General features: G+C 46.9%; 19 protein-coding genes. 13 read left to right on the top strand and 6 right to left on the bottom strand.

Going from position 1 to position 21,892, the window contains the following annotated elements; all coding sequences use genetic code 11:
* Positions 1–18: 18 nt before the first annotated feature.
* Positions 19–1,275: a galactokinase gene (locus V8Q34_RS22120; RefSeq protein WP_335836326.1), complete on the top strand. Its 1,257-nt coding sequence runs from the start codon at positions 19–21 to the stop codon at positions 1,273–1,275.
* Positions 1,276–1,397: 122 nt separating this feature from the next.
* Here the strand turns inward: V8Q34_RS22120 and V8Q34_RS22115 are convergent, their stop codons facing one another.
* Complete coding sequence (locus V8Q34_RS22115) at positions 1,398–2,348, bottom strand: AraC family transcriptional regulator (protein WP_335836325.1); 951 nt, start codon at positions 2,346–2,348, stop codon at positions 1,398–1,400.
* Between the two features lie 269 nt (positions 2,349–2,617).
* Between V8Q34_RS22115 and V8Q34_RS22110 the strand changes: the two genes are divergently transcribed.
* Positions 2,618–4,084 (top strand): alpha-glucosidase/alpha-galactosidase, encoded by a 1,467-nt coding sequence (locus V8Q34_RS22110; RefSeq protein WP_103732655.1) that lies wholly within the window; start codon positions 2,618–2,620, stop codon positions 4,082–4,084.
* A 177-nt stretch (positions 4,085–4,261) separates the two neighbouring features.
* Here V8Q34_RS22110 and pdaA read toward each other — a convergent pair whose 3' ends face one another.
* The 3 genes from pdaA to V8Q34_RS22095 all read right to left on the bottom strand — a co-directional run bounded on the left by pdaA (position 4,262) and on the right by V8Q34_RS22095 (position 6,437).
* Positions 4,262–5,110 (bottom strand): delta-lactam-biosynthetic de-N-acetylase, encoded by an 849-nt coding sequence (gene pdaA, locus V8Q34_RS22105; RefSeq protein ID WP_033144178.1) that lies wholly within the window; start codon positions 5,108–5,110, stop codon positions 4,262–4,264.
* A gap of 102 nt (positions 5,111–5,212) precedes the next feature.
* On the bottom strand, positions 5,213–5,458 hold the full coding sequence (locus tag V8Q34_RS22100) for a hypothetical protein (RefSeq protein WP_335836324.1): 246 nt from the start codon (positions 5,456–5,458) through the stop codon (positions 5,213–5,215).
* 61 nt (positions 5,459–5,519) lie between these two features.
* Positions 5,520–6,437 carry a 3-isopropylmalate dehydrogenase gene (locus tag V8Q34_RS22095; protein ID WP_335836323.1) on the bottom strand — a complete coding sequence of 306 codons (918 nt, stop codon included), beginning with the start codon at positions 6,435–6,437 and terminating at the stop codon, positions 5,520–5,522.
* Positions 6,438–7,127: 690 nt separating this feature from the next.
* Here V8Q34_RS22095 and V8Q34_RS22090 point away from each other — a divergent pair.
* From V8Q34_RS22090 to V8Q34_RS22060, 7 genes are all read left to right on the top strand, one after another.
* On the top strand, positions 7,128–7,916 hold the full coding sequence (locus tag V8Q34_RS22090) for an HAD family hydrolase (RefSeq protein ID WP_033144181.1): 789 nt from the start codon (positions 7,128–7,130) through the stop codon (positions 7,914–7,916).
* A gap of 466 nt (positions 7,917–8,382) precedes the next feature.
* Positions 8,383–9,741: an ABC transporter substrate-binding protein gene (locus tag V8Q34_RS22085; RefSeq protein ID WP_033144182.1), complete on the top strand. Its 1,359-nt coding sequence runs from the start codon at positions 8,383–8,385 to the stop codon at positions 9,739–9,741.
* Between the two features lie 100 nt (positions 9,742–9,841).
* Entirely contained in the window at positions 9,842–10,732 is an 891-nt protein-coding gene (locus V8Q34_RS22080) for a carbohydrate ABC transporter permease (RefSeq protein ID WP_335836322.1), read from the top strand.
* A gap of 13 nt (positions 10,733–10,745) precedes the next feature.
* Positions 10,746–11,588, top strand: coding sequence for a carbohydrate ABC transporter permease (locus tag V8Q34_RS22075; protein ID WP_052099779.1), 843 nt, complete (start codon positions 10,746–10,748; stop codon positions 11,586–11,588).
* 59 nt (positions 11,589–11,647) lie between these two features.
* Positions 11,648–12,646, top strand: coding sequence for a Gfo/Idh/MocA family protein (locus V8Q34_RS22070; protein ID WP_148391802.1), 999 nt, complete (start codon positions 11,648–11,650; stop codon positions 12,644–12,646).
* A 15-nt stretch (positions 12,647–12,661) separates the two neighbouring features.
* Entirely contained in the window at positions 12,662–13,702 is a 1,041-nt protein-coding gene (locus tag V8Q34_RS22065; protein WP_033144185.1) for a zinc-binding dehydrogenase, read from the top strand.
* An 83-nt stretch (positions 13,703–13,785) separates the two neighbouring features.
* Positions 13,786–14,604 carry an AraC family transcriptional regulator gene (locus V8Q34_RS22060; protein WP_130179757.1) on the top strand — a complete coding sequence of 273 codons (819 nt, stop codon included), beginning with the start codon at positions 13,786–13,788 and terminating at the stop codon, positions 14,602–14,604.
* A 7-nt stretch (positions 14,605–14,611) separates the two neighbouring features.
* Here V8Q34_RS22060 and V8Q34_RS22055 read toward each other — a convergent pair whose 3' ends face one another.
* Positions 14,612–15,433, bottom strand: a complete 822-nt coding sequence (locus V8Q34_RS22055) for an AraC family transcriptional regulator (protein WP_103732500.1) — start codon at positions 15,431–15,433, stop codon at positions 14,612–14,614.
* A 300-nt stretch (positions 15,434–15,733) separates the two neighbouring features.
* Here V8Q34_RS22055 and V8Q34_RS22050 point away from each other — a divergent pair, with 300 nt between their 5' ends.
* The gene (locus V8Q34_RS22050) at positions 15,734–17,056 is read left to right on the top strand and encodes an alpha-glucosidase/alpha-galactosidase (protein ID WP_033144188.1); all 1,323 of its coding nucleotides are present in this window, start codon (positions 15,734–15,736) and stop codon (positions 17,054–17,056) included.
* A 303-nt stretch (positions 17,057–17,359) separates the two neighbouring features.
* The gene (locus tag V8Q34_RS22045) at positions 17,360–17,617 is read left to right on the top strand and encodes a hypothetical protein (protein ID WP_033144189.1); all 258 of its coding nucleotides are present in this window, start codon (positions 17,360–17,362) and stop codon (positions 17,615–17,617) included.
* 63 nt (positions 17,618–17,680) lie between these two features.
* Here V8Q34_RS22045 and V8Q34_RS22040 read toward each other — a convergent pair whose 3' ends face one another.
* A complete protein-coding gene (locus tag V8Q34_RS22040) occupies positions 17,681–18,871 on the bottom strand; it encodes a MalY/PatB family protein (protein ID WP_335836321.1) in 1,191 nt (396 codons plus the stop codon).
* 205 nt (positions 18,872–19,076) lie between these two features.
* Here V8Q34_RS22040 and V8Q34_RS22035 point away from each other — a divergent pair, with 205 nt between their 5' ends.
* Entirely contained in the window at positions 19,077–19,922 is an 846-nt protein-coding gene (locus V8Q34_RS22035) for an HAD family hydrolase (RefSeq protein WP_335836320.1), read from the top strand.
* A 208-nt stretch (positions 19,923–20,130) separates the two neighbouring features.
* Positions 20,131–21,891, top strand: coding sequence for a phosphotransferase (locus V8Q34_RS22030; protein ID WP_335836319.1), 1,761 nt, complete (start codon positions 20,131–20,133; stop codon positions 21,889–21,891).
* Position 21,892 lies beyond the last annotated feature (1 nt).

Below are 21,892 nucleotides of genomic sequence, written 5' to 3'. Positions count from 1 at the left end.
AACGGGAGGTATTTTACAATGTTTGAAAATGAAAAAGCAGTTGCAACTCTGAAAACAGTTTACGGTGAAGAGAAATTGCAGATGGAGCAGGAGCGCTACAATCATCTGTACCGGGAATTTGTGAAAGCATTTGGCGAAGGTGAAGCTGACTTCTTCACATCACCGGGAAGAACAGAGATCCTGGGCAACCATACGGACCACAACCATGGTAAGGTGCTGACCGGAAGTATTGCTATGGATATGATCGCTGCCGCAAGGAAGAACGGCACCTCACTGGTTCACGTGATCAGCGAGAATTATAACCAGAGCATTACCGTTGATTTAGACAATATGGACACAACCTGCAAATGCCAGGGAACACTTTCCCTGCTGATCGGCATGTTTGAGGGATTTGTGAAAAAGGGATATAAAGTGGAAGGCTTTGACGCATATGTGTCCACAGATGTTATCGGCGCAGCAGGGGTAAGCTCATCCGCATCATTTGAAATGCTTATCTGTGCCATCGTTGATTATTTCAGCAATGACGGAAAAATAGATTATGTTGAATACGCTAAGATCGGCCAGTACGCAGAGCATGAATATTGGGAAAAACAGTCCGGTCTGCTGGATCAGATGGCATGTGCAGTGGGCGGTGTGATCACCATTGATTTCAAAGAGGAAATGCCGAAAGTAGAGAAGCTGGATTTCGGATATGACCAGCTTGGATATGACCTGATCATTGTAAATACAGGAAAAGGCCATGCGGATTTAAGTGCAGAGTATTCCTCTGTCCCCATCGAAATGAAAAAAGCAGCACAGGTTATGGGCAAAGAAGTGCTTGCCGATGTGGATGAAAAAGAGTTTATGCAGAATCTGAACAAAGTCAGAAAAGAAGCCGGAGACAGAGCTGTTATGCGCGCACTGCATTTCTTCGCGGAGCAGAACCGTGTGGATGCTGCAGTGAAAGCAATCAAAGAAAAGGATTACGATACCTTTTTACAGTGCATCACCAAATCCGGTAATTCTTCCTGGAAATGGCTGCAGAACTGTTTTGCAACTAAGGACGAGACAGAACAGGCGGTTCCGGTAGCCCTGGCTCTGACAGAGATGTTCATCGAAGAGGCCGGAAGAGGTTACTGCAGAGTCCACGGCGGCGGATTTGCCGGTGTGATCGCAGCAGTGCTTCCTAAAGATATGACAGCAGATTATGTAGAATACATGACACCATACATGGGTAAAGAAAATATTTATGTAATGCAGATTCGCCAGACAGGCGCAGTACATATGGATTTCTAAAATTTCTGAAGGCATAATCATAAATAAGCCAGGGGAGTGAAGATAACGTAACAGCTCAGCAAAATTCAGACAGCTGAGCTGTTGCCGGATAACCATAACGGTTACTTCACTCTCCTGTTTTTTTATTCCAGCGGTTCCGTATCCCAGGTCCCATCCTCCCGAATCGTATACTGTCCATTTCCGGTAGAAGTATCTATTTTCTTTTCATGAAGCTGACGGTAAGCCCTGGGGCTGGTCCCATAATATTTTTCAAAAGTGCTGCCAAAATGCTGGCGGCTGTTGTATCCTGCATGGAACGCAATATCTGTCACGGACAGAGAACTGTTTGTCAGCAGAAAAGCAGCCTGTTCCAATCTTTTTCGGTTGACATAATCTGTAATCGTGCAGTGCATATGTCTGGAAAACAGGGATTGGAGATAAGATTTGTTAATTCCGGCGTAAGCAGCCAGTTCCGGAATCCGTATATCTTCTGTCAGATGCGCAGAGATATACAGTAAGGCTTTTTTCAGGTATACGGCACCTGTTGCCTTGTTATTTTCCAGAAGACACTGAGACAGCTCCAGCATGGTGCGGAAAAACAGCAGCCGGATAAGGTAATCCGTGTCCGGGGCAGTGAATTTGCGGGACATATGTACATCTTTGGAATACGGAATCTTCTGCTCTAACTGAGAGATCAGGTCTTTCAGGGAATACCCCAGATTTCCTGTGTCATTGGAAATCCAGATAGCCTTTTTGGAACGGCAGAAACGGTCAAAAGACGCGCTTTCCCTCCTTGGTTCTAAGAGATCCAGTGTAGTCTTCTCCTCCTGGCAGCGAAACTCCAGATTCAGCAGGGAGCAGGGAGAGCCTTTGGGAATCCATAAACGGTGTGGCACTTCAGCATCCAGAAATATAAACTGTCTTTCTTCCAGGCAGTGGGCTTCATGGTTTACATAAATGTGACAATTTCCTTTTGTGACATACATGATCTCACAACTGGCATGGGCATGAGCGTGCATATCATATTCTGTCAGGGAAAGGGCGTAAAAAGCAGTTATGGAAATGAAATGATGTGTGGGATCAAAAATGCTCATGGCAGTTCTCCTTTCAGCGATCGCGCGGTCATCGGTATTCAGAATATCTATGAGGATGATAAGGTGACATGGATCCCGGCGCTTATGCATTTTGGGTAGGATCATTTCGGTTACTTTTATTGTGAGAGCTGGCCCGTCGGTTGTCAAGAAAAATATATACGGCAATATCTTGCATTTTCAAATTTGCACAACAATACTTTCCACATCAATAAAAACCACCGTTTATAATAAACATCATAAAAATCAAAAGAAAAACGGGAGGTTATGTTATGAGTTTTAAAATAGCATTTATCGGAGCGGGAAGCCTTGTATTTGCAAGGACATTATTCACAGATATCATGTCAGTGCCGGAGCTTCGCGATGTGGAGATCGCATTTACAGATATCAATGGGGAGAATCTGGAGAGAACAAGGGCATTATGCCAGAGAGACCTGGATGCCAATGGAATCCCTGTGAAGATTCAGGCAACCACAGACAGAAGAGAGGCATTCAGAAATGCCCGCTACATCATTAACTGTGTACGTGTCGGCGGTCTGGAGGGCTTTGAGACAGATATTGAGATTCCGCTGAAATACGGTGTTGACCAGTGTGTAGGTGATACACTCTGCACAGGCGGGATCATGTACGGACAGAGGGTGATCGCTGCCATGCTGGATTTCTGTAAGGATATCCGTGAGGTGGCTGAGGAGGGAGCAATCATGCTCAACTACTCAAACCCCAATGCAATGGCTACCTGGGCCTGCAATAAATACGGCGGCGTGAAGACCATCGGCCTTTGCCACGGTGAGATACACGGCGAACTGCAGATTGCGGAAGTTCTTGGAATCCCCAGAGAAGAGCTGGATATTATCTGTGCAGGTATCAACCACCAGACATGGTATATTTCCGTGAAACATCACGGAGAAGATATGCTGCCGAAAATCCTGCCGGGATTTGAAGCGCATGAAAAATTCAGTGAAGAAGAAAAAGTGCGTATTGATATGCTGAAACGTTTTGGCTATTATTCCACAGAATCCAACGGACACCTTTCCGAGTACGTTTCCTGGTACCGCAAACGCCCGGATGAGATCAAAGACTGGATCAATCTGGACAACTGGATCAACGGAGAGACAGGCGGATATCTGCGCGTGACCAGAGAGGAGAGAAACTGGTTTGATACCGATTATCCGAAGATCCTGGCTGAGGAGCCGAAGAAACTGGACGGTTCCGAGAGAGGAAAAGAGCACTGTTCTTACATCATTGAATCACTTGAAACGGGTAAAAAATACAGAGGACATTTCAATATGATGAATGAGGGCTGCATCACCAACCTTCCTTATGAAAGCGTAGTGGAAGTTCCCTGTTATGTAGATGGAAACGGCATCAGTGTTCCTAAGGTGGGAGACCTTCCTCTGGGATGTGCTGCAGTGTGTTCACAGTCCATCTGGGTTCAGAAATTGGCAGTAGAGGCAGCCGTGCATGGAGATGCAAAACTGCTGAAACAGGCTGCATTAATGGATCCGCTCACAGGTGCAGTCTGCAACCCGCCGGAAGTATGGCAGATGATCGACGAAATGCTGGTTGCGCAGGAACAATGGCTGCCGCAGTATAAAGAAGCCATTGCACAGGCAAAAGAGAACCTGGCAAAGGGCGATTTGATTCCTACGAAAGAGGGATATAAAGGAGCAGTGAGACTTCAGGAGAAATCTGTTGAGGAAGTTGCTGCGGAGCATGAAAAGAGGAAAATTACGGTATAAATATTGCCTCCATAATGCTATATTATAGTTAGAAAAGGAACAGCCGCACATAAAGCGGCTGACCTTAAGTAAGCAATAAGCCTGCCTGACGGTTAAGTACAGGGCAGGCTTATTGACGTTTGTCTGCTATTCTTATTTCATACGTTTATCCTGACCGGAGATGTCAGATAATCTGTATTAGACAATATTAGATGTCTTCTTTACCGTCCCGCTCTTTTCCACCAACTGATCCAATGACTGGAAAGTATACCCCATCTCTTCCCATTTGCTCAGCAGTTCATCGAGAATCTGGGCATTTGTGCTGGAGGTGCTGTGCAGGAGTACGACGGCGCCGGGGTGGATCCTTCCGATAAGTTTACTGAAGGCCTCCTCTTTTGAAGGCTGCTTATCCTGATACCAGTCTACATAGGCAAGACTCCAGAAGAAAGTCTTATAGCCCAGTTCCTGTGCCATTTTCAGGTTGCTTTCACTGTATTTGCCCTGGGGCGGGCGATAGAACTTGGTCATGGGCTTACCGGTAGTCTCTGTGTAGAGGTCTTCCAACTCCTGAAGTTCCTTGGAGAAGGAATCTATGGTGGATATTTTGGACATATCCGGGTGATGGAAGGAATGATTGCCCACGGTGTGGCCTTCCTTGACCATTCGTTTTACCAGATCAGGGCTGGTAGAGATGAAATTTCCAACCACAAAGAAGGTGGCAGGGGCATTGTGTTTTTTCAGTGCGTCCAGGATGGTGGCTGTATTTCCGTTTTCATAGCCGCAGTCAAAGGTGAGGTAAATGACTTTCTCTTCTGTATTTTCGGCATAATAGGCATCGTACTGTTTCAATTCATCGAAGGTGGCATTTGCCACAGGCGGTTTGCCCTCCTCCTGGAAACTAAGGCCCCAGTTGCCGTCAGCGGAGGTGGAGACGGATTCTGCCTGCCTGCCGTTTACCGCCTCAGCGATAAAACAGCCGGCAAAGTAGGCTGCGGCAAAGAGAAGAGCGATTGCCAGAAATTTTTTAATTGGAATGTTATGTAGCATAATAAGTCCTGGAAGGGTTGTTTATTCTATCATATTTCCTTTGCAGAGGTTTTATGACAGGACTTAAAGTTTGCGGATGCGGAGCATGCTTCCGGTTAGCCGTTATTGAATTTTTTGCTCAAATTCCTGAATTGTATCGGCCCAGGCCGCGTATCTGAGCCACTGGTTTAGAACTTCAGTGTCACTCTGTTCCATAATCTTTCTTTGCAGCTCTTCAGATACTTCGCCCAAATCCTTCAGCAGATCCAGAATAACCAAAGCCCTTCCCAAGGCCCGTCCCTCTGCAAATCCTTCCGCCCACTTGGCGTCCAGTTCATCCTTCATCAATTCTTTCAATGCCTCACACATAGTCTTCGCCTCCCTTAAATTTATTTTTGTGTTTTCAGTTTTCTTTGGCTATGGTCAGGGTTTATTGGATTTTTTGTTCAAATTCCCGGATTGTCTCGGCCCTGGCCGCGTATATGAGCCACCGGTTCAGAATTTCAGTGTCATTTTGTTCCATAATATTTCGCTGCAGTTTTTCAGATACATCACCCAGATCCTTCAGCAGAGTCACAATACTCTCTGCCTTTCCCAAAGCCTCTCCCAAAGCCAATCCTTCTGCCAGTCCCTGAGTCCTCTTAGCTTCCAGTTCATCCTCCATTAATTCTTCTAATGCTTCACACATAATCTTTGCCTCCTTGAATTTATCTTTGTTTGCACGGACAATAAGATCCATAACGGATTTATACAGGTTATTACCTTTATGCTTTCCATACTGCTCAATCAAGTGTTTTGCCGTCTCTGTTTCTTCCAGTTCATTTGTCAGGCTTTTCAGCCATAGATTCTGTTCCTCAGACAGTTCCTTGGTCAGGATCAGCTGAATTGGGATATTATCTCCGGTGATATAATAAATGCCATCCTCTTCTCTGTGGATTTCATAGCCCCGTTCCTCTGTCAAGTGCCGCATGAGACTGCGCGGATACCGGTGGCATACAAAGGTTATGGTAATATCATGGATGGCGATGCTGTCAGCCTGCGTGGTATCTGCCTTATAAAAACAAGTATAACCATAAACCTTATAAAAATCATCCACACTCAGATAATCTTTAGGGCTTTTATATTCCACAATATTATGCGTCCTGAAAATCCTTCCGATATTTTTCCGGATAGAAACATCTCTTTCTTTTTTTACGATCAGCACATCGATTTCCTTTGGTTTTGTACCCAATTGATGTTCGTTTTCAAAGAGCAGCAGATCTGCCTCTGCTTCCAGTTCAATTTGAATCCCGGCATAAAAGGCAGGATGCCACTGCAGGGCATGCGGCTGCTGTTTCCGTTCTTCCATATAAAACCTCCTTTTTTAGTTATAGACGCAGGAGGTTTCTAACCTTTCCGAAAACTCCTGCAAAAAATGTGGTGAAAAGCACGAATTTTCCGAAAGGACAGGCCGGACATACGTCGACCCGTTATTATGAAATGATATAAGATATTATGAATCCCAAGACTGATTCAAAAATAGAAAGATGATCCAGAAAATATGCTTTTTTTAATTTTAGCACAGGCCTTTTCTGCCGGCAACAGGTATTTCCGGTTTACAAGTAAAACTTAGTGTAGTTTAGCAGGAGAATGGATTGGTAACTGCCGGGCGCAGCGCAGTCAGTAACCACTTGCCGGCGCAGCAATGCTGCTTTTCACTGCGTGCCCGGCAACACGCTTCGCGATGCACAGATATGGAGCAGAATGCTCCATATCGCGCTGGCTGCCTCGGGATTTTCATGCCCTCGGCCTGAAAACACCTCGCGGCACAGTGGCGTGTGGACAGCAACGCAGCAATAACAGCGTCAATAACGACCGGCAATAATCGCTTGAATTCTTAACAGAAATATGATAAATTGAAGACGGAAAAGAACACAACAGCCAAGCGCGGCTGACCTCTGAAAGTAAAGGATACCACCCTGACATGCCAAGGTTTAAGGGTGGTTTTTATATGCAGTAAGACACTTAAAAAAGCGGACTTTAACATTAAGGAGAGATTATGGACAGTAAACTAATATTTTTTGACATAGACGGCACACTTGCAATGGAGCCCTCCGGGATCATACCCGACAGTACCAGGGCTGCGATTGCCGGGGCAAAGAGAAACGGGCACCAGGTGTTTGTCAATACCGGAAGGACGTATTACAGTATCAGTGAGGAAATCCGTTCCATGGATTTTGACGGATATGTCTGTGGCTGTGGCACCCACATTTATTACAGAGGCAAAAAGCTGCTGGAATCCGCAATTCCCCATGATATGTGCGTGAAAGTTGCAAAAATGCTGAGGGATGCCAAGATCCCTGTATTTTATGAGGCTGACAAGGCTATATATTTTGATTTCAGTTACCCCAATCCATGGCTTCAGGAGGCAATACAGATATTTGCGGCGAAAGGGAGAAATATCGAAGAGTTATTTCGCGATGAAAACCAGACTTATGATAAATGCCTTATATTCCTTCCGGACACAGAAGCAGCCGGGGAGATAAAAGTATTTCTGGATGAACATTTTTACTGCATCCCCCGGGGCGGCAATGTCTGGGAGGTGACGCAGAAAGATTACACAAAGGCTACAGGAATCCGGTTTATGTGCAGCCATCTGGATGCAGATATGGAGAACTGCTTTGCTGTAGGCGACAGTGAGAATGATCTGGATATGCTGAAAGCAGTAAAGAACAGCATAGCAATGGGAAATGCCAAAGAAGAGATCCTCCCGTACTGCAGTTATGTGACAAAGGGAATCGAGGAAGATGGTATCCATTATGCGCTGAAACATTACGGAATAATATGATGCGCATTGTCATGCACAGCTTATCAAAATCAATTATCAGACACAAGACACGCTCTTAAACAATCAATAATAATAGAGTCCCACCAAAAAAAGCAACTGCCCGGCATAAAACTGCCGGACAGTTATTTTTTGCATTTCTTTTTCCGAGAGGAAATCCCTTTGATGATTATTTGGCTATTCAGCGCAAAAAGTATTTAATTTAGAAAAAGTATCTGATAATTAAATAATCGTATTTATCAGAAAAATTAATCAATAACAAATTCCTTTGCAATTCTACAGTATTTCCGCAGAAAAATACACCATGCAAACAGCCAAAATCGAAGAAAAATATGTAAATCTGCAAAGATATTACCAAAATATGTAAAACTGCAAAGAACAGGAAAAGGAGTGGTAAGTACATTTTCTACAAGAAATGCTATATTAAACATACCAAAAATATTAAATATTATGCAAAGGAGATGTATTTATGGGAAGAAAATGGAAGGTATTGACCGGTTTGGTGCTTGTGGGGACAATGTTGGCAGGATGTACGCCCGGAACGGCAAAAGAGGGCGATACGGCTGAAAGCAAGACAGAGACAAAAACGGATGCAGGTGACTCGGGGGATGATGCTGCTTCCACAGAAAAAATTGAACTGAACATGTGGGATTTAAGGACAGAGGGTGCCGGAGCGAAAATGATAGACACCATCATAGAGAATTTTGAGAAGGAAAATCCCAATGTCACCATCAAGCGTACCGCTTTCAAGGTTGCAGACCTGAGAAATACCATCAAGCCTGCCATCAACAGCGGAGAAGGCCCGGATATCTTCAGTTATGACGCCGGTGCCGGTTATCTGGGCGTTCTGGCAAATGCCGGTCTGGCAATGGATCTGAGCGACTACAGGGAACAGTATAAATGGGATGACAGGTTCCATGACTGGGCTCTGGAGAAAACCGTATACGACGGCAAACTGTACGGTGTAGCCAATGAGCTGGAAATGCTGGGCGTATATTACAACAAGAAAATGTTCGAGGAAGAAGGCATTGAAGTACCGGAGACTTACGAAGAGTTTATGCAGATATGCCAGAAATTCAAAGACAAAGGCATCACGCCGCTTATCATGGATGACAAAGAGCAGTGGCCGGGATTCCACTATGAGTCAATCTGGCTGAACAGTTTTGTGGGAGCGGACAGAGTAAAAGAAGCGGTAGCGGGAAAAATACCCTGGACAAGCGAAGGATTCGGGGCAGCTCTTGATGAACTTTACAGTGTGTTTGAAAAGGGATATGCCACAGAGAAGCCTCTGAGCCTGGCATCCGAGGATGCAAATAAAGCATTCTACGCAGGGGAAGGTGCCATGCGTGTGACCGGTACCTGGCTGGTATCCGCGTGTGTGGAGAATATGAAGGACAATGTGGGATTTTTCTTCGTACCGGTAGCATCGGATGATCTGGACAACTGCCCTCCGGGGGGACTTGGTGAAGCTGTAGTTGTAAATTCTAAGACGAAATATCCGGAAGAGACAGTAAAATTTCTGGACTATATGTTCCAGCCTGACAACATGGAACTCTGGTATGAAGCAGGTCTGATCCCCTCTGTAAAAGATGTGGATTACAGCGCCTACGAAGTCAGTGAGCTGTTCAAAGATGTGGTGGATGAGATCAACGCGTCCGAGAACCTTGGCGAGAATATAGACGTGCTTATGCCGCCTAAGGTAAATGATGTGACACAGAACTACGTGCAGCAGCTTATTGCGGGCAAGATTGACGGAGCTGCCTGTATGGAACAGAAGCAGAAGGCATTTGAGGAAGAGATCGAGGCAGGAAACTACTCAGTAGAATAGGCGGCAGAAGCATACCTGTGAACATTCTATTGTTATAAATCTGTGAGGGGCTGCAGGATTCTGCTGCAGCCCTGTCACGTGCAGCGGGAAGGGTGTTTTTATGAATAAAAGAAAAAGGATGTTGCTGAAAAACTGGATGGGATGCTTTGCTTTTGCACTTCCGGCACTGCTGTTCTACTGCCTGTTTCTGGTGATACCTATTTTTTCAACTGTGAGGATCAGTTTTCATGAATGGAACGGCGCGGCTCCTTTCATGAAGTTTGTGGGTCTGGATAATTATGCAAGGGTACTGAAGGACCCCATTTTTTATAAAGCATTGGGGAACAATGTCATCTGGATACTGTTTACCATTTTTGTTCCTGTACTTCTGGGGCTGATCTTTGCGGTGATGCTGACACAGAAGTATGTAAAAGGAAAATTTTTGTACCGGCTTACCTATTTCATGCCGAATGTGGTTTCGCTTGTTGCAGTCGGCATCGTATGGGGATGGATCTACAATCCGGAATTCGGAATCCTGGGAAGGATGCTGAATGCTCTGGGAATGCATGGGGCTGCGAGAATCGATTTTCTCGGGGATGAGAAAATGGTCATATGGTTCCTGGTGCTTGCGGGAAGCTGGACCTGTTACGGATTTAATATGGTGGTATTTCTTGCGGCGCTGCAGGGGATTGATACCAGCTATCTGGAAGTGGCAAAACTGGAGGGGGCCAATGCCTTTCAGAAGTTTATCTATGTCATTGTTCCGCTTATTAAGGGGACGATCGTACTTTTGGTATCCAATTCACTGATCGGTTCGTTTAAAGTATTTGACTTGATCTATATTATGACGAAGGGTGGGCCTTATCACTCGTCAGAGGTTATTTCCACCTACATGTATAATTCAGCTTTTAATATGAATGATTACGGATATGGTTCGGCACTTGCTGTGGTTCTGGCTGTGATCATTGCGGTATGCTCCGGAATTTTCATGAAACTGACAGACAAAGAGTAGAGGAGGGGAAAATATGAGTGAACACACAGCGGCCAGGCGGCACCTGGTCAGTATTCTGACACATGCCATATTGATCTTATTTGTGCTGGTCTCCGTTCTTCCCATCTTCTGGATGTGGATGGCAGCAATAAAGCCCTTTGACCCTTCCGTAAACGATCCGTTTGCATTTCCCACTTCAGTGACCTTTGAATACATAAAAGAAGCATGGACAACCGGGCGCATGGGCGGCTATATGAAAAACAGCATTTTAGTGGCTGTACCCAGGGTTTTTGTGGTGCTGCTGCTTTCGTCCATGGCAGGGTATGCCTTTGGCAAACTGAAATGGAAAGGGAGAAACCAGATTTTTTATTTTATTCTCATAGGTATGATGATACCGATCAATGCCATGATCATACCGCTTTACTATAATGTACAGCAGCTTGGCATGATCAACACACTGCAGGCTATGATATTGCCGTACTTTGGGCTGTCCATGCCGTTTGCCTGCTTTATGATGCGGTCATTTTTCCGGGAACTGCCGGATGAACTGATAGAGTCGGCCACCATTGACGGGGCCGGAAAGTGGAAGGCGTGGCTGTATGTTATGCTTCCGCTGACAAAACCTGCTCTGACTTCCCTGCTGATTTTTGAATTTATGTGGTCCTGGAATGATTATCTTCTGCCCATGCTGATGGTATATGACGATAAATACAGGACGCTGCCTCTGGGGCTTATGTATTTCCAGGGGGAATATACCATGAATACATCGCTGATAGCGGCGGGAGTGACCATTTGTACGGTGCCGATCATCATTGTATATTCCATATTCCAGAGAAGTTTCGTTGACGGTATCACTGCCGGAGCCGTGAAGGGATAGCAGCAGAAAAGGCAGCAGCCGGAGCAAAGAACGATTTAAAATAGAGGAGGAAAAATTTAATGAGTGTAAAAGCAGCAATACTGGGGGCCGGAAATATGGGAAAAGGCCATGCCAAAAGGCTCCTGGAATCAGGTGCACAGATATCCTGCGTATGCGACAAGAGCAGGGCAGCCAGAGAGGCTTTCTGTGAGGAAATACCGCAGGAAAATATACAGGAATACGATGACTTTGACAAAATGCTGGATGAAGGTGATTTTGATGTATTGTTCATCTGTCTTCCGCCCTTTGCCCAGGACCATCAGTTTGAGCGTGCCGCAGAGAGAGGAAAGCACATTTTCATAGAGAAACCGATTGCTCTGAATACAGAGACAGGGAAAAGAATGGTGGAGAGCGCCGCGAAAAGCGGGATTATCACCAGAGTCGGATTTCACATGAGACAGGGGGCTGCGGTTAAAAAAATGAAAGAGCTGATCGCGTCCGGTGAGGCGGGAAGGCCGGTGCTGTTTCACGGACATTATTCCTGCAATTCCCTTCACACACCCTGGTGGATCAATGTTGATCTGTGCGGCGGACAGATCTATGAGCAGGCAATTCATGTCTATGACTTATGCCGTTACCTGATGGGAGAACCAAAATACGCCGCAGGTGTCATGGGAAATGTATGCCACAACCATATCCATAACTACACAGTAGAGGATGTAAGTGCCTCCTTTGCCGGATTTACCAACGGTGCTGTGGCCGCTATCACTGCCAATAACTGTGAGGTTCCGGGAGAATGGATCGGCAGATTCAAGGTGGTATACGAGAAAGTCACCGCTGATTTCCGTGACTTTAACCATGCGGTCTTTACTTACACGGGTGAAGGCGGGTTAAGGACAGAGACGGTAGATTCTGAAGAGGACGCATATTTGGATGAGGTCAGGGAGTTCCTGGAATGTGTCAGAGAAAAGAAACAGACAACATGCGACATCAAAGAAGGTTATAAAAGCCTCTGTTATGTGGAGACCGTGGTGGAATCCGCAGGCATGGACGGCATAAAAGTAGGTTTACATAAATAAAGGAGGACACACATTATGAAACAATTACTCTTAGGACGAAACGGAAAGCCTGTTTTGGAAGAATATCAGGAAATGCCTCTTCAGGCAGGTTATGTAAGGGTGGTATCGGATTACGGTGCACCGAAACACGGCACAGAACTGCACGGATATGAGAAAGACCCCTTTGCAAAGGTTTACTACGATGAGAATACACACATTTTCAGACCGAGAGAAAAGGAGCTTGTGTATGACGGAACGTCCGGCCTGGGAAATATGTGGGTGGGCAGAATCACCGAGATCGGCCAGGGCGTAGAGGGCCTGGAGACAGGGCAGAGGGTTGCCGGATACGGCAATCTGAAAAACACCCACACAGTAAAGGCAGAGGATGTCCTGGTCATGCCGGAAAGTATGACCTGGAAAGAGGCAGTCTGCTATGATCCCCTTCAGTTTGCCCTGGGGGGAATGCGGGACGGCCATGTACGTCTGGGCGATAAAGTGCTGATCTCCGGTCTTGGGGCTATTGGACTTATGGCTGCCCAGGCTGCAAAAGCGGCGGGGGCTTCCCTTGTTGTGGTAACAGATCCCATAGAGAAAAGGCGGCAGGCTGCGCTGGATAATGGCGCGGATATGGCGTTTGACCCGACGAAGGAGGATTTCGGGCTGATCTTAAGGGATAAGACAAACGGAATCGGTATGGATGTTGTGATCGAGACAAGCGGAAATTATAAGGCAGTGGAGCAGGGAATCCGGGCTCTTGCCTATGGAGGAAATTTTGCCATGGTGGGCTGGCTGGGAGAATGCCATATTCCCATCAATCTGGGATATGAGGGACATTTTAACCAGTGTCATTTTTACTTTTCACGGGCATGCAGTGAGCCGAACAATGATTACCCGAGATGGAGCTTTGACAGAATATGCAAAGAGGCATGGGATATGCTCTGTAAGGGCATGTTCTCCTGTGAAAATATCGTTGATCCCGTGGTGGATTTTGAGACCTGTGATGAGAGCTATCTGCACTATATTGTGGAAAACCCGCAGGAGAGTGTGAAGATGGGGGTTGCTTTTAAAAATCAGTAATCTCCGGGGCAAGATTCAAACGGCCTGCCGGGAGGGACTGTGGCCGCAGGGGCACGGTCCGGGACGCAGAGAGAGGAGACAGCATGAGTGAACGTTTAAGACCTTTGATACAGCGTGCAGTACTGGACATCGTGGAGTATGATTACCAGACCAGAACAGAAATGGTGCAGCTTAACCGGCAGATGCCGTTTTGTGTAATGTCCTATCTGAAAAGAGGAGAGGCCCTTCTGCGCATCCAGGACAGAGAGTACTGCTGCAGGGACGGAGATGCCATTTTCGTGCCTCCGAATGTGATCCATGACCATGTAAAGATGTCCAGGGAGGAGTCGGAATTTTTGTGGTGGCATTTTAACTTCAGGACAGCTTACAACATAGATGTGCTGAGTCTGCTCAAACTGCCCTGCAAAGTCCATATGGAAAACAGCAGCGAGTTTGAACAGAAATTCTTTGACTATATGGAAGCTATACAGAATGAAGAGACGATTGCCGATATGATATATAAAAATGCAAAAGCGCTTGAAGTCCTGGCATGCATCTTTGACAGCTTTCTGAAATCAGAAAAAACCCAGCTTGCACCGGATATTCCGGCGGTGTTTATGGATATTTTTGACGATATCTCCCAGAGACCCACAGCAGGCATGAATCTGAAGACACTGGCAGAGAAATACCACATGAATCCCACCTATATCTCCAACAAATTCAAGGAGTATTTCGGAATATCCCCTATTTTTCTGCAGAGAAATATGTTGTTTGAGAAGGCGAAGGACTATTTGCTGTCCTCTGCCATGAATATAAATGAGATTTCCGAGGAGCTGGGATTTTCCGAACATGCGGTGTTCACCAGGTTTTTCACGGAAAAGGCCGGAATCTCCCCAAAGGAGTTCAGAAATACAGGGTTTTAAACCTCAGCTACTGGGTATATTTTGTCTCCTCTTTTAGGTATTCCCGAAACTGGCTGGGCGTAAATCCCATGGCCCTGCGGAACTGGCTGCAGAAGGCAGCCGCATCCCGAAACCCGCAGGAGTAGGCAATCTCCGTGATGGTATACCGGGGTGAGCGCAGCATACTGGCAGCGGTGCGAAGCCGCAGACGCATCAGGTACTGTTTGGGTGAGATGTGTTCCTCCTCCATAAAAATGCGGTACAGATAAGAGCGGTCCACACCGATATAGGATGCAATATCAGAGATTCGTATATTGTAGCTGTAGTTGTTGTTCATATATTCCATGGCTTTTGCCAGATACTGGCGGGGATATTCTTCCCGTCCGGCCGGCTCCGGGCTCTGCATGGTGCCCAGGAGCTGGAAAAAATGTCCTAACAGAGTCAGGCTGTTCTGCCCCCGGGAGAGAAAGGAATCCAGAAGTTCCAGAACATGGGCAATGACAGCCTCTCTCTTTTTTTCGTCATCGGGACAGAAGTACACACAGGAGTTCCGGAAACATGTTCTCTCCAGCAGGTCTTTCGCACTCATGCCGTCAAATCCCACCCAGGCGTACCGCCACGGCTCCTTTTCGTCAGCCTGGTAATAGGTGGACTCCATGGGGGAGATGAGGAAAGCATCCCCTGCTTTCAGATGATAGGTCTCCCCGTTTCGCTTATAGATTCCCTTTCCGTCCAGCACCACGTGGATGAGATAGTGGGGACGGACAGCCGGGCCAAAGGCATGTCCGGGGGCGCATGGCTCGGTGCCGCAGAAATAGATGGACAGGGTACCGGATGGTTCTGGGTTCATTTTGCTCACTCCTTTATCCGAATAATTACCTATATGCGTTACTATTCACAGCCCTGCAAAAAGCGCAGTTCTGTGAACAGTAACACGCTTCGCGATGCACACAAAATGCAATAAATTGCATTTTGGCGCTGGCTGCCTCGGGATTTTGCTTCGCAAAACACCTCCCGGAACATTGGTCGTGAATCGTAACCTACATGCAACATTTTTACAATTATAAGAAACAAATAAGATAGAAACTTTTCTGCTCTGATTATATAATAAGAACCATCAGAAAACAACAGAAACGGAGGAAATAATAAAATGGCTAAGATTACTTTTATGGGTGCAGGAAGCACCGTATTTGCAAGAAATGTACTTGGCGACTGTATGTGCAGCCCGGCACTGTGTGACAGCGAGATCGCATTATATGATATTGACAGAAAACGTCTGGAGGATTCCGAGATCATCCTCAATGCAATCAACAAAAATGTAAACGAGGGACGTGCACATATCAAAACTTATCTGGGAGTGGAGAACAGAAAAGAAGCGCTTCGGGATGCAACATTTGTTGTAGATGCTATCCAGGTGGGCGGATATGATCCCTGCACCATCACAGATTTTGAGATCCCGAAGAAATTCGGCCTTCGTCAGACCATTGCGGATACACTGGGAATCGGCGGTATCATGAGAGGGCTCCGTACCATTCCGGTACTGGAAGGTTTTGCAAGAGATATGGAAGAGGTCTGCCCGGACGCACTTTTCTTAAACTACACAAACCCCATGGGCATTCTGTCCGGATATATGCAGCGTTACACAGGCGTGAAGACCGTAGGTCTGTGCCACAGCGTTCAGGTATGCTCCGAGAAGCTGCTTGAAAAGCTGGATATGAAGGACAAGCTGGAAGGCCGTGTGGAAACCATTGCGGGTATCAACCATATGGCATGGCTGCTGGACATCAAGGATAAGGACGGCAATGATCTGTATCCGGAGATCCGCAGAAGAGCAGCAGAGATGAATGCAGCACAGAAACATGACGACATGGTTCGTTTTGAATATATCAAACACCTTGGATATTACTGCACAGAGTCCAGCGAGCACAATGCAGAGTACAATCCGTTCTTCATCAAATCCAAATATCCGGAACTGATCGAGAAATTCAATATTCCGCTGGATGAGTATCCGAGAAGATGTATTGAGCAGATCAAGGGATGGGAAGAGGAGAGAAACAGTATCCTCAAAGACGGTAAGATCACCCATGACAGAAGCAAGGAATATGCTTCCTATATTATGGAGGCAGTTGTGACCAACCAGCCGTACAAGATCGGCGGCAATGTGATCAACAACGGTTCCATTGAGAACCTTCCGGCAGACGCCTGTGTGGAAGTTCCCTGCCTGGTTGACGGAACAGGTGTGAACCCCTGCAGAGTCGGAAGACTGCCGGTACAGCTTGCGGCCATGAACATGAGCAATATCAACGTACAGTTACTGACCATCGAAGCAGCAGCAACCAAGAAGAAAGAATACATCTACCAGGCTGCCATGATGGACCCGCATACAGGCGCGGAACTGAGCATTGACGATATTGTGAAAATGTGTGACGAGCTTATTGACGCACACGGCGACTACATGAAAATGTACAAATAAAAAATCAAAATATACGGATATTCAAGGGTACTGCAGATTTGCGGTACCCTTTTGTTATTGTTCATATGCCACTGTCCCCCGAGGTGTTTTCAGGCCGGATTCTTCCCCGGTAAATATTAAATTTCAATAAATTAGGGAAATGGCATATTAATGCAGAAAATTCATGATATAATACTTTATCAAACAATGACTATGCCAAAAGTACACAGAATGCATGATGCCCGGAAGAATAAACGGCAGACGGCAAAAGCCGGCGGGCAGGTCTGGGAGACTTGTGTAAGGCGGATAAAGGAGAAAAACAGTATGGGATTCAATCCGATAAAAATGATGCAGGCCAGATCGGCCATGGCACAGTTTGAAAAACGCCATCCAAAAGTCCGGGGATTTCTGGAATCCGTATCCGCGGATGCACTTCAGGAGGGGACCGTGGTGGAAGTCAGCGTGACAACGCCCCAGGGAAAGAATTATATCACGAATATTAAAGTCACAAGGGAAGATATAGAGCTGTTTCAGGATGCCAGGCGCATAAGCCGGGGCCGGCAGCAGGAGAGAGAGCTATGAGAAATCAAAAAGGGCAGTCCCGCCGGGAAGATACAGCTTCCGGCGGAACTGCCCGTAATTATTTTATTTAATATCCAGTGTGTCAACTGCCTCTTTGATCTGTTCCAGTGCCTTTAAGATCACGTGGCGCGGGCTTCCCAGGTTCATCCGGAAGCAGCGCTCGCCCCCGTCACCGAACATGGAGCCTTTGTTCAGCCATACTTTGGCTTTGTGGATAAGAAATTCATCCAGGGCGTCACTGTCCATTCCGAGGGCGGAGAAATCCAGCCAAATCAGATAGGTGCCGTCCGGCTCCATGAGTTTGATCTGGGGCAGATTCTCTTTCAGGAAGCTGCGGACAAGTGCAACGTTTCCTTCCAGGTATTCCAGCAGCTCATTCAGCCAGTTCTCGCCGTAAGTATAGGCTGCCTTGCAGGCGTCCAGGGCGATGACATTGCCGGCCTCTATGCTGGCGCGTGAGATCTCTTTTTCAAAGGCTTTGCGGATCTCTTCATTCGGAATGAAGATGTTGGACAGGCCCAGGCCCGCAATATTGAAGGTTTTGCTGGGAGCAGTGCAGATAAGGCTGTGCTGGTTCATCTCTTCACTTACAGATGCCCACTCTGTGAAGGTGTGGCCCGGCAGGATGAAATCGTGGTGGATCTCATCGGCGACCACATAGACCTGATGGCGCAGACAGATATCCGCGATCTTCTCAAGCTCTTCCTTATCCCAGATACGGCCGCCCGGGTTGTGGGGCGTGCAGAGGACCAGCATTTTGACGTCCTCCTCAGCTATCTGGCGCTCCATTACCTGAAAATTAATATGGAAACGGCCGTCCTCTCCGGTTTTCAGGCAGTGCTTCACTACCTTTCTGTTATTGGCCACAAGTACATTCTTAAAGGGATGATAGACCGGCTGCATGATCATGACGCCGTCCCCCTCCTTCGTCAGAGCGCGCACAGCCGTGGCAATGGCGCAGACAACACCGGGGATGCGGACCATCCACTCCTCTTTCACATCCCAGCCGTGGCGCTTCAGCATCCAGGCGTGGATGGCTTCAAAATAATCATCGTGCACACCGGCATAGCCGAAGATACCGAATTTTCCGGCCTCCGCGATCACGTCACAGACTTCTTTGGGTGAGCGGAAATCCATGTCGGCTACCCACAGGGGGATAACGTCCTCCGGCACATGATATTCCTTTTTAAATGCGTGTTTTATGGAATTGGACCCGGTCCGGTCAATATATTCGTCGAAATTGTATTCTGGCATATCTTGTTCTCCTTTGCGTAACGGTATTTGCTTGCAACAGTATAACATTTTTTTTGAAAAATTCCTACCGGAAAAACATGATTCTGCAAGTTATACAAAGATAACTTCAATATTTCTGCAAAGTGCCGGAAGTATGTTTATTGCGGCATGAATAAGAAGATAGTATAATAGATATAATTATTATGTTGTAATGGAGGGCAGGAGAATGAAAAATGTAGCAAAGGATTTTGAAAAGTCCAGGGACTTTTTGATATGTATTGACTCTGATGGCTGTGCCATGGACACTATGGATGTAAAACATATGCGCTGCTTTGCGCCGTGCCTTGTGCATGAATGGGATCTGGGGGATTACAGGGAGGATATTGTACGGCTTTGGAGGAAGATCAACCTGCTGAGCAGAAGCCGGGGAATCAACCGGTTTAAGGGGCTGGCTAAGATTCTGGTGGAGATTAACGAGAATTACGCCAGGGTGGACGGTCTGGATGAACTGATCTACTGGGTCCAGACAACAGATGAGCTGTCAGATGAAAGCCTCAGGGAGGCATATGAGAGAACAGACAGTATCTGCATGAAGAAAGCATTGGAGTGGTCAAGACTGGTCAATGATTCCATTGTGATGCTCTCCAACAGCAGAAAGTCACCCTTTGACGGTGTGGAGGATGCCCTGAAGCTCATGAAAGGCAAAGCTGATGTGGTGATCGTCACAGCCTCCAACGGCAAAGAGATCCGCAGGGAATGGGAGGACAGCGGTCTTATGGAATACGCAGATCTGCTTCTGTCCCAGGAGTCCGGCACAAAGGAGGCATGCCTTCAGTCCCTGACAGAGCGGGGCTATGAGAAAGACCATGTGCTCATGATTGGGGATGCCCCTGCAGACAAAATGGCGGCAGAGAGCACAGGTGTCCTGTTTTACCCTGTTCTGGCATACCAGGAGACGGAGTCCTGGGAGGAATTTGCGGAGGAAGGGCTGCAGCATTTCCTGGAGGGCACCTTTGCCGGAACCTACCAGGAGACAAAAATAAAAGAATTTTACGCCAATCTGGACATATAACCGTCCGGAAGATAAATAATGGAGAAAGTACCTGTCAGATTCGGATGAAATTTTCCGTCTGGCGGGTCTTTTTTTGCGTGGAAAGCTCTTGGAAAAAGAATATGTGCCGGGAGAGCGGCACTTTGTGGGTAGAAAAATCTTGACAATAGGGCAGAGGGAGTGCTATTATAAAACCACAATGTTCATGAAAAGGAGAAAATATAATTACATGAATATACAAGAATACGACGTAATGAACGCAATTATAGATAAAGGCTACCACAACCAGAGAACCCTGTCAGAGAGCACAGGATATTCCCTGGGAAAAGTCAATCAGTCTCTGGCCGCTCTGGTGAAGGATGGGTATCTGGATAAGGAGTATACTCTGACAGACAGGGCAGTGGAGGAAATACAGCAGAAGAAGCCAAAGAACGCCATTATCCTGGCGGCTGGATACGGGGTGCGCATGGTCCCCATCAACCGTGAGATTCCCAAGGGACTCATAGAGGTAGGCGGAGAACCGCTTATAGAGCGCCTGATCCGGCAGCTTCATGAGGCGGGCATACATAAGATTGATATCATTGTGGGATTTATGAAGGAGCAGTATGAATACCTGATTGACCAGTACGGCGTCAATCTGATCGTCAACCGGGAATACGGGGATAAGAACAATCTCCACTCCCTGAAGCTGGCGGCAGACAGGATTTCCAATACATATATCATTCCCTGTGATGTGTGGTGCAGCTTTAATCCTTTTTCCGACAGAGAACTGTATTCCTGGTATATGGTCACCGATCTGGTGGATGACGAGAGCGATGTGCGGGTGAACCGGAAGCTGGAGCTGGTGGCAGTGGATGCGGAGAAGAGCGGAAACGGCATGATAGGGATTGCCTATATTCTGGAACGGGACGCGGAGCGGCTCAGAACCAAGATCCGGGAGTTGACCGGGAGAAAATCCTTCAACAATGCGTTCTGGGAGGCGGCCCTTATGGACAGGGAGAAGATGACGGTCTCCGCCAGAGTGGTTCCGGCCAGGGAAGTGTATGAGATCAATACATATGAGCAGCTCAGAGAGCTGGACGAGGAGTCAAAGCAGCTCAACTCCGGAATTCTGCAGGAGATCGCAGGGGCACTGGACTGTGAATTGAAAGAGATTGAACAGATAGAGGTTTTGAAGAAGGGCATGACAAACCGTTCCTTCCGGTTTTCCTGCAGGGGCAGGAGCTATATTATGAGAATCCCGGGGGAGGGAACCGAACAGCTCATCAACCGCAGGCAGGAATATGAGGTGTATCAGGTCATAAAGGATTTAAAGCTCAGCGATACCATCCGTTACTTTGACCCGGACAGCGGCTGCAAGCTGACGGAGTACCTGGAAGGCGCCAGATGCTGCGATTCGGAAAACCCTGAGGATGTGAAGAAGTGCATGAAGGTGCTGAGGAAATTCCACAGCAGCGGCCTTAAGGCGGGACATACCTTTGATATCTTTGAGAGGATCGAGTTCTACGAGAGTCTGTGGAAAGGAGAGCCATCCTGTTACCGCGACTACGACAGGACCAAGGAAAAGGTATATGAATTAAAGAAATTTATTGACGAACAGCCCAAGAACTGGATTCTGTGCCATATAGACTCAGTTCCGGATAATTTCCTGATGCAGGGTGAGGGGGAGAATGAGAAAATATCCCTGATCGACTGGGAGTATGCCGGCATGCAGGATGAGGATGTGGATATTGCCATGTTCGCCATTTATGCCCTGTACGAGAAGGATAAGGTGGACGAGCTGATAGATGCCTACTATACGGAAGGGTGCAGGGAAGAGGTAAGGCTTAAGATATACGCCTACATTGCGGTCTGCGGTTTTCTGTGGAGCAACTGGTGTGAGTTCAAGAGGCATGAAGGCGTGGAGTTCGGGGAATACTCTCTGAGACAGTACGGATATGCAAAAGAATATTACAGGTATGTAAAGCAGGGATTGGAAGGAGAACAGTGAT

The sequence above is a fragment of the Blautia sp. JLR.GB0024 genome (genome assembly GCF_037000545.1).
Taxonomy (GTDB): Bacteria; Bacillota; Clostridia; order Lachnospirales; family Lachnospiraceae; genus Blautia; species Blautia celeris.
The sequence above is the reverse complement of the archived record's forward strand: the minus strand, read 5'-3'. Positions and strand labels throughout refer to the sequence as shown.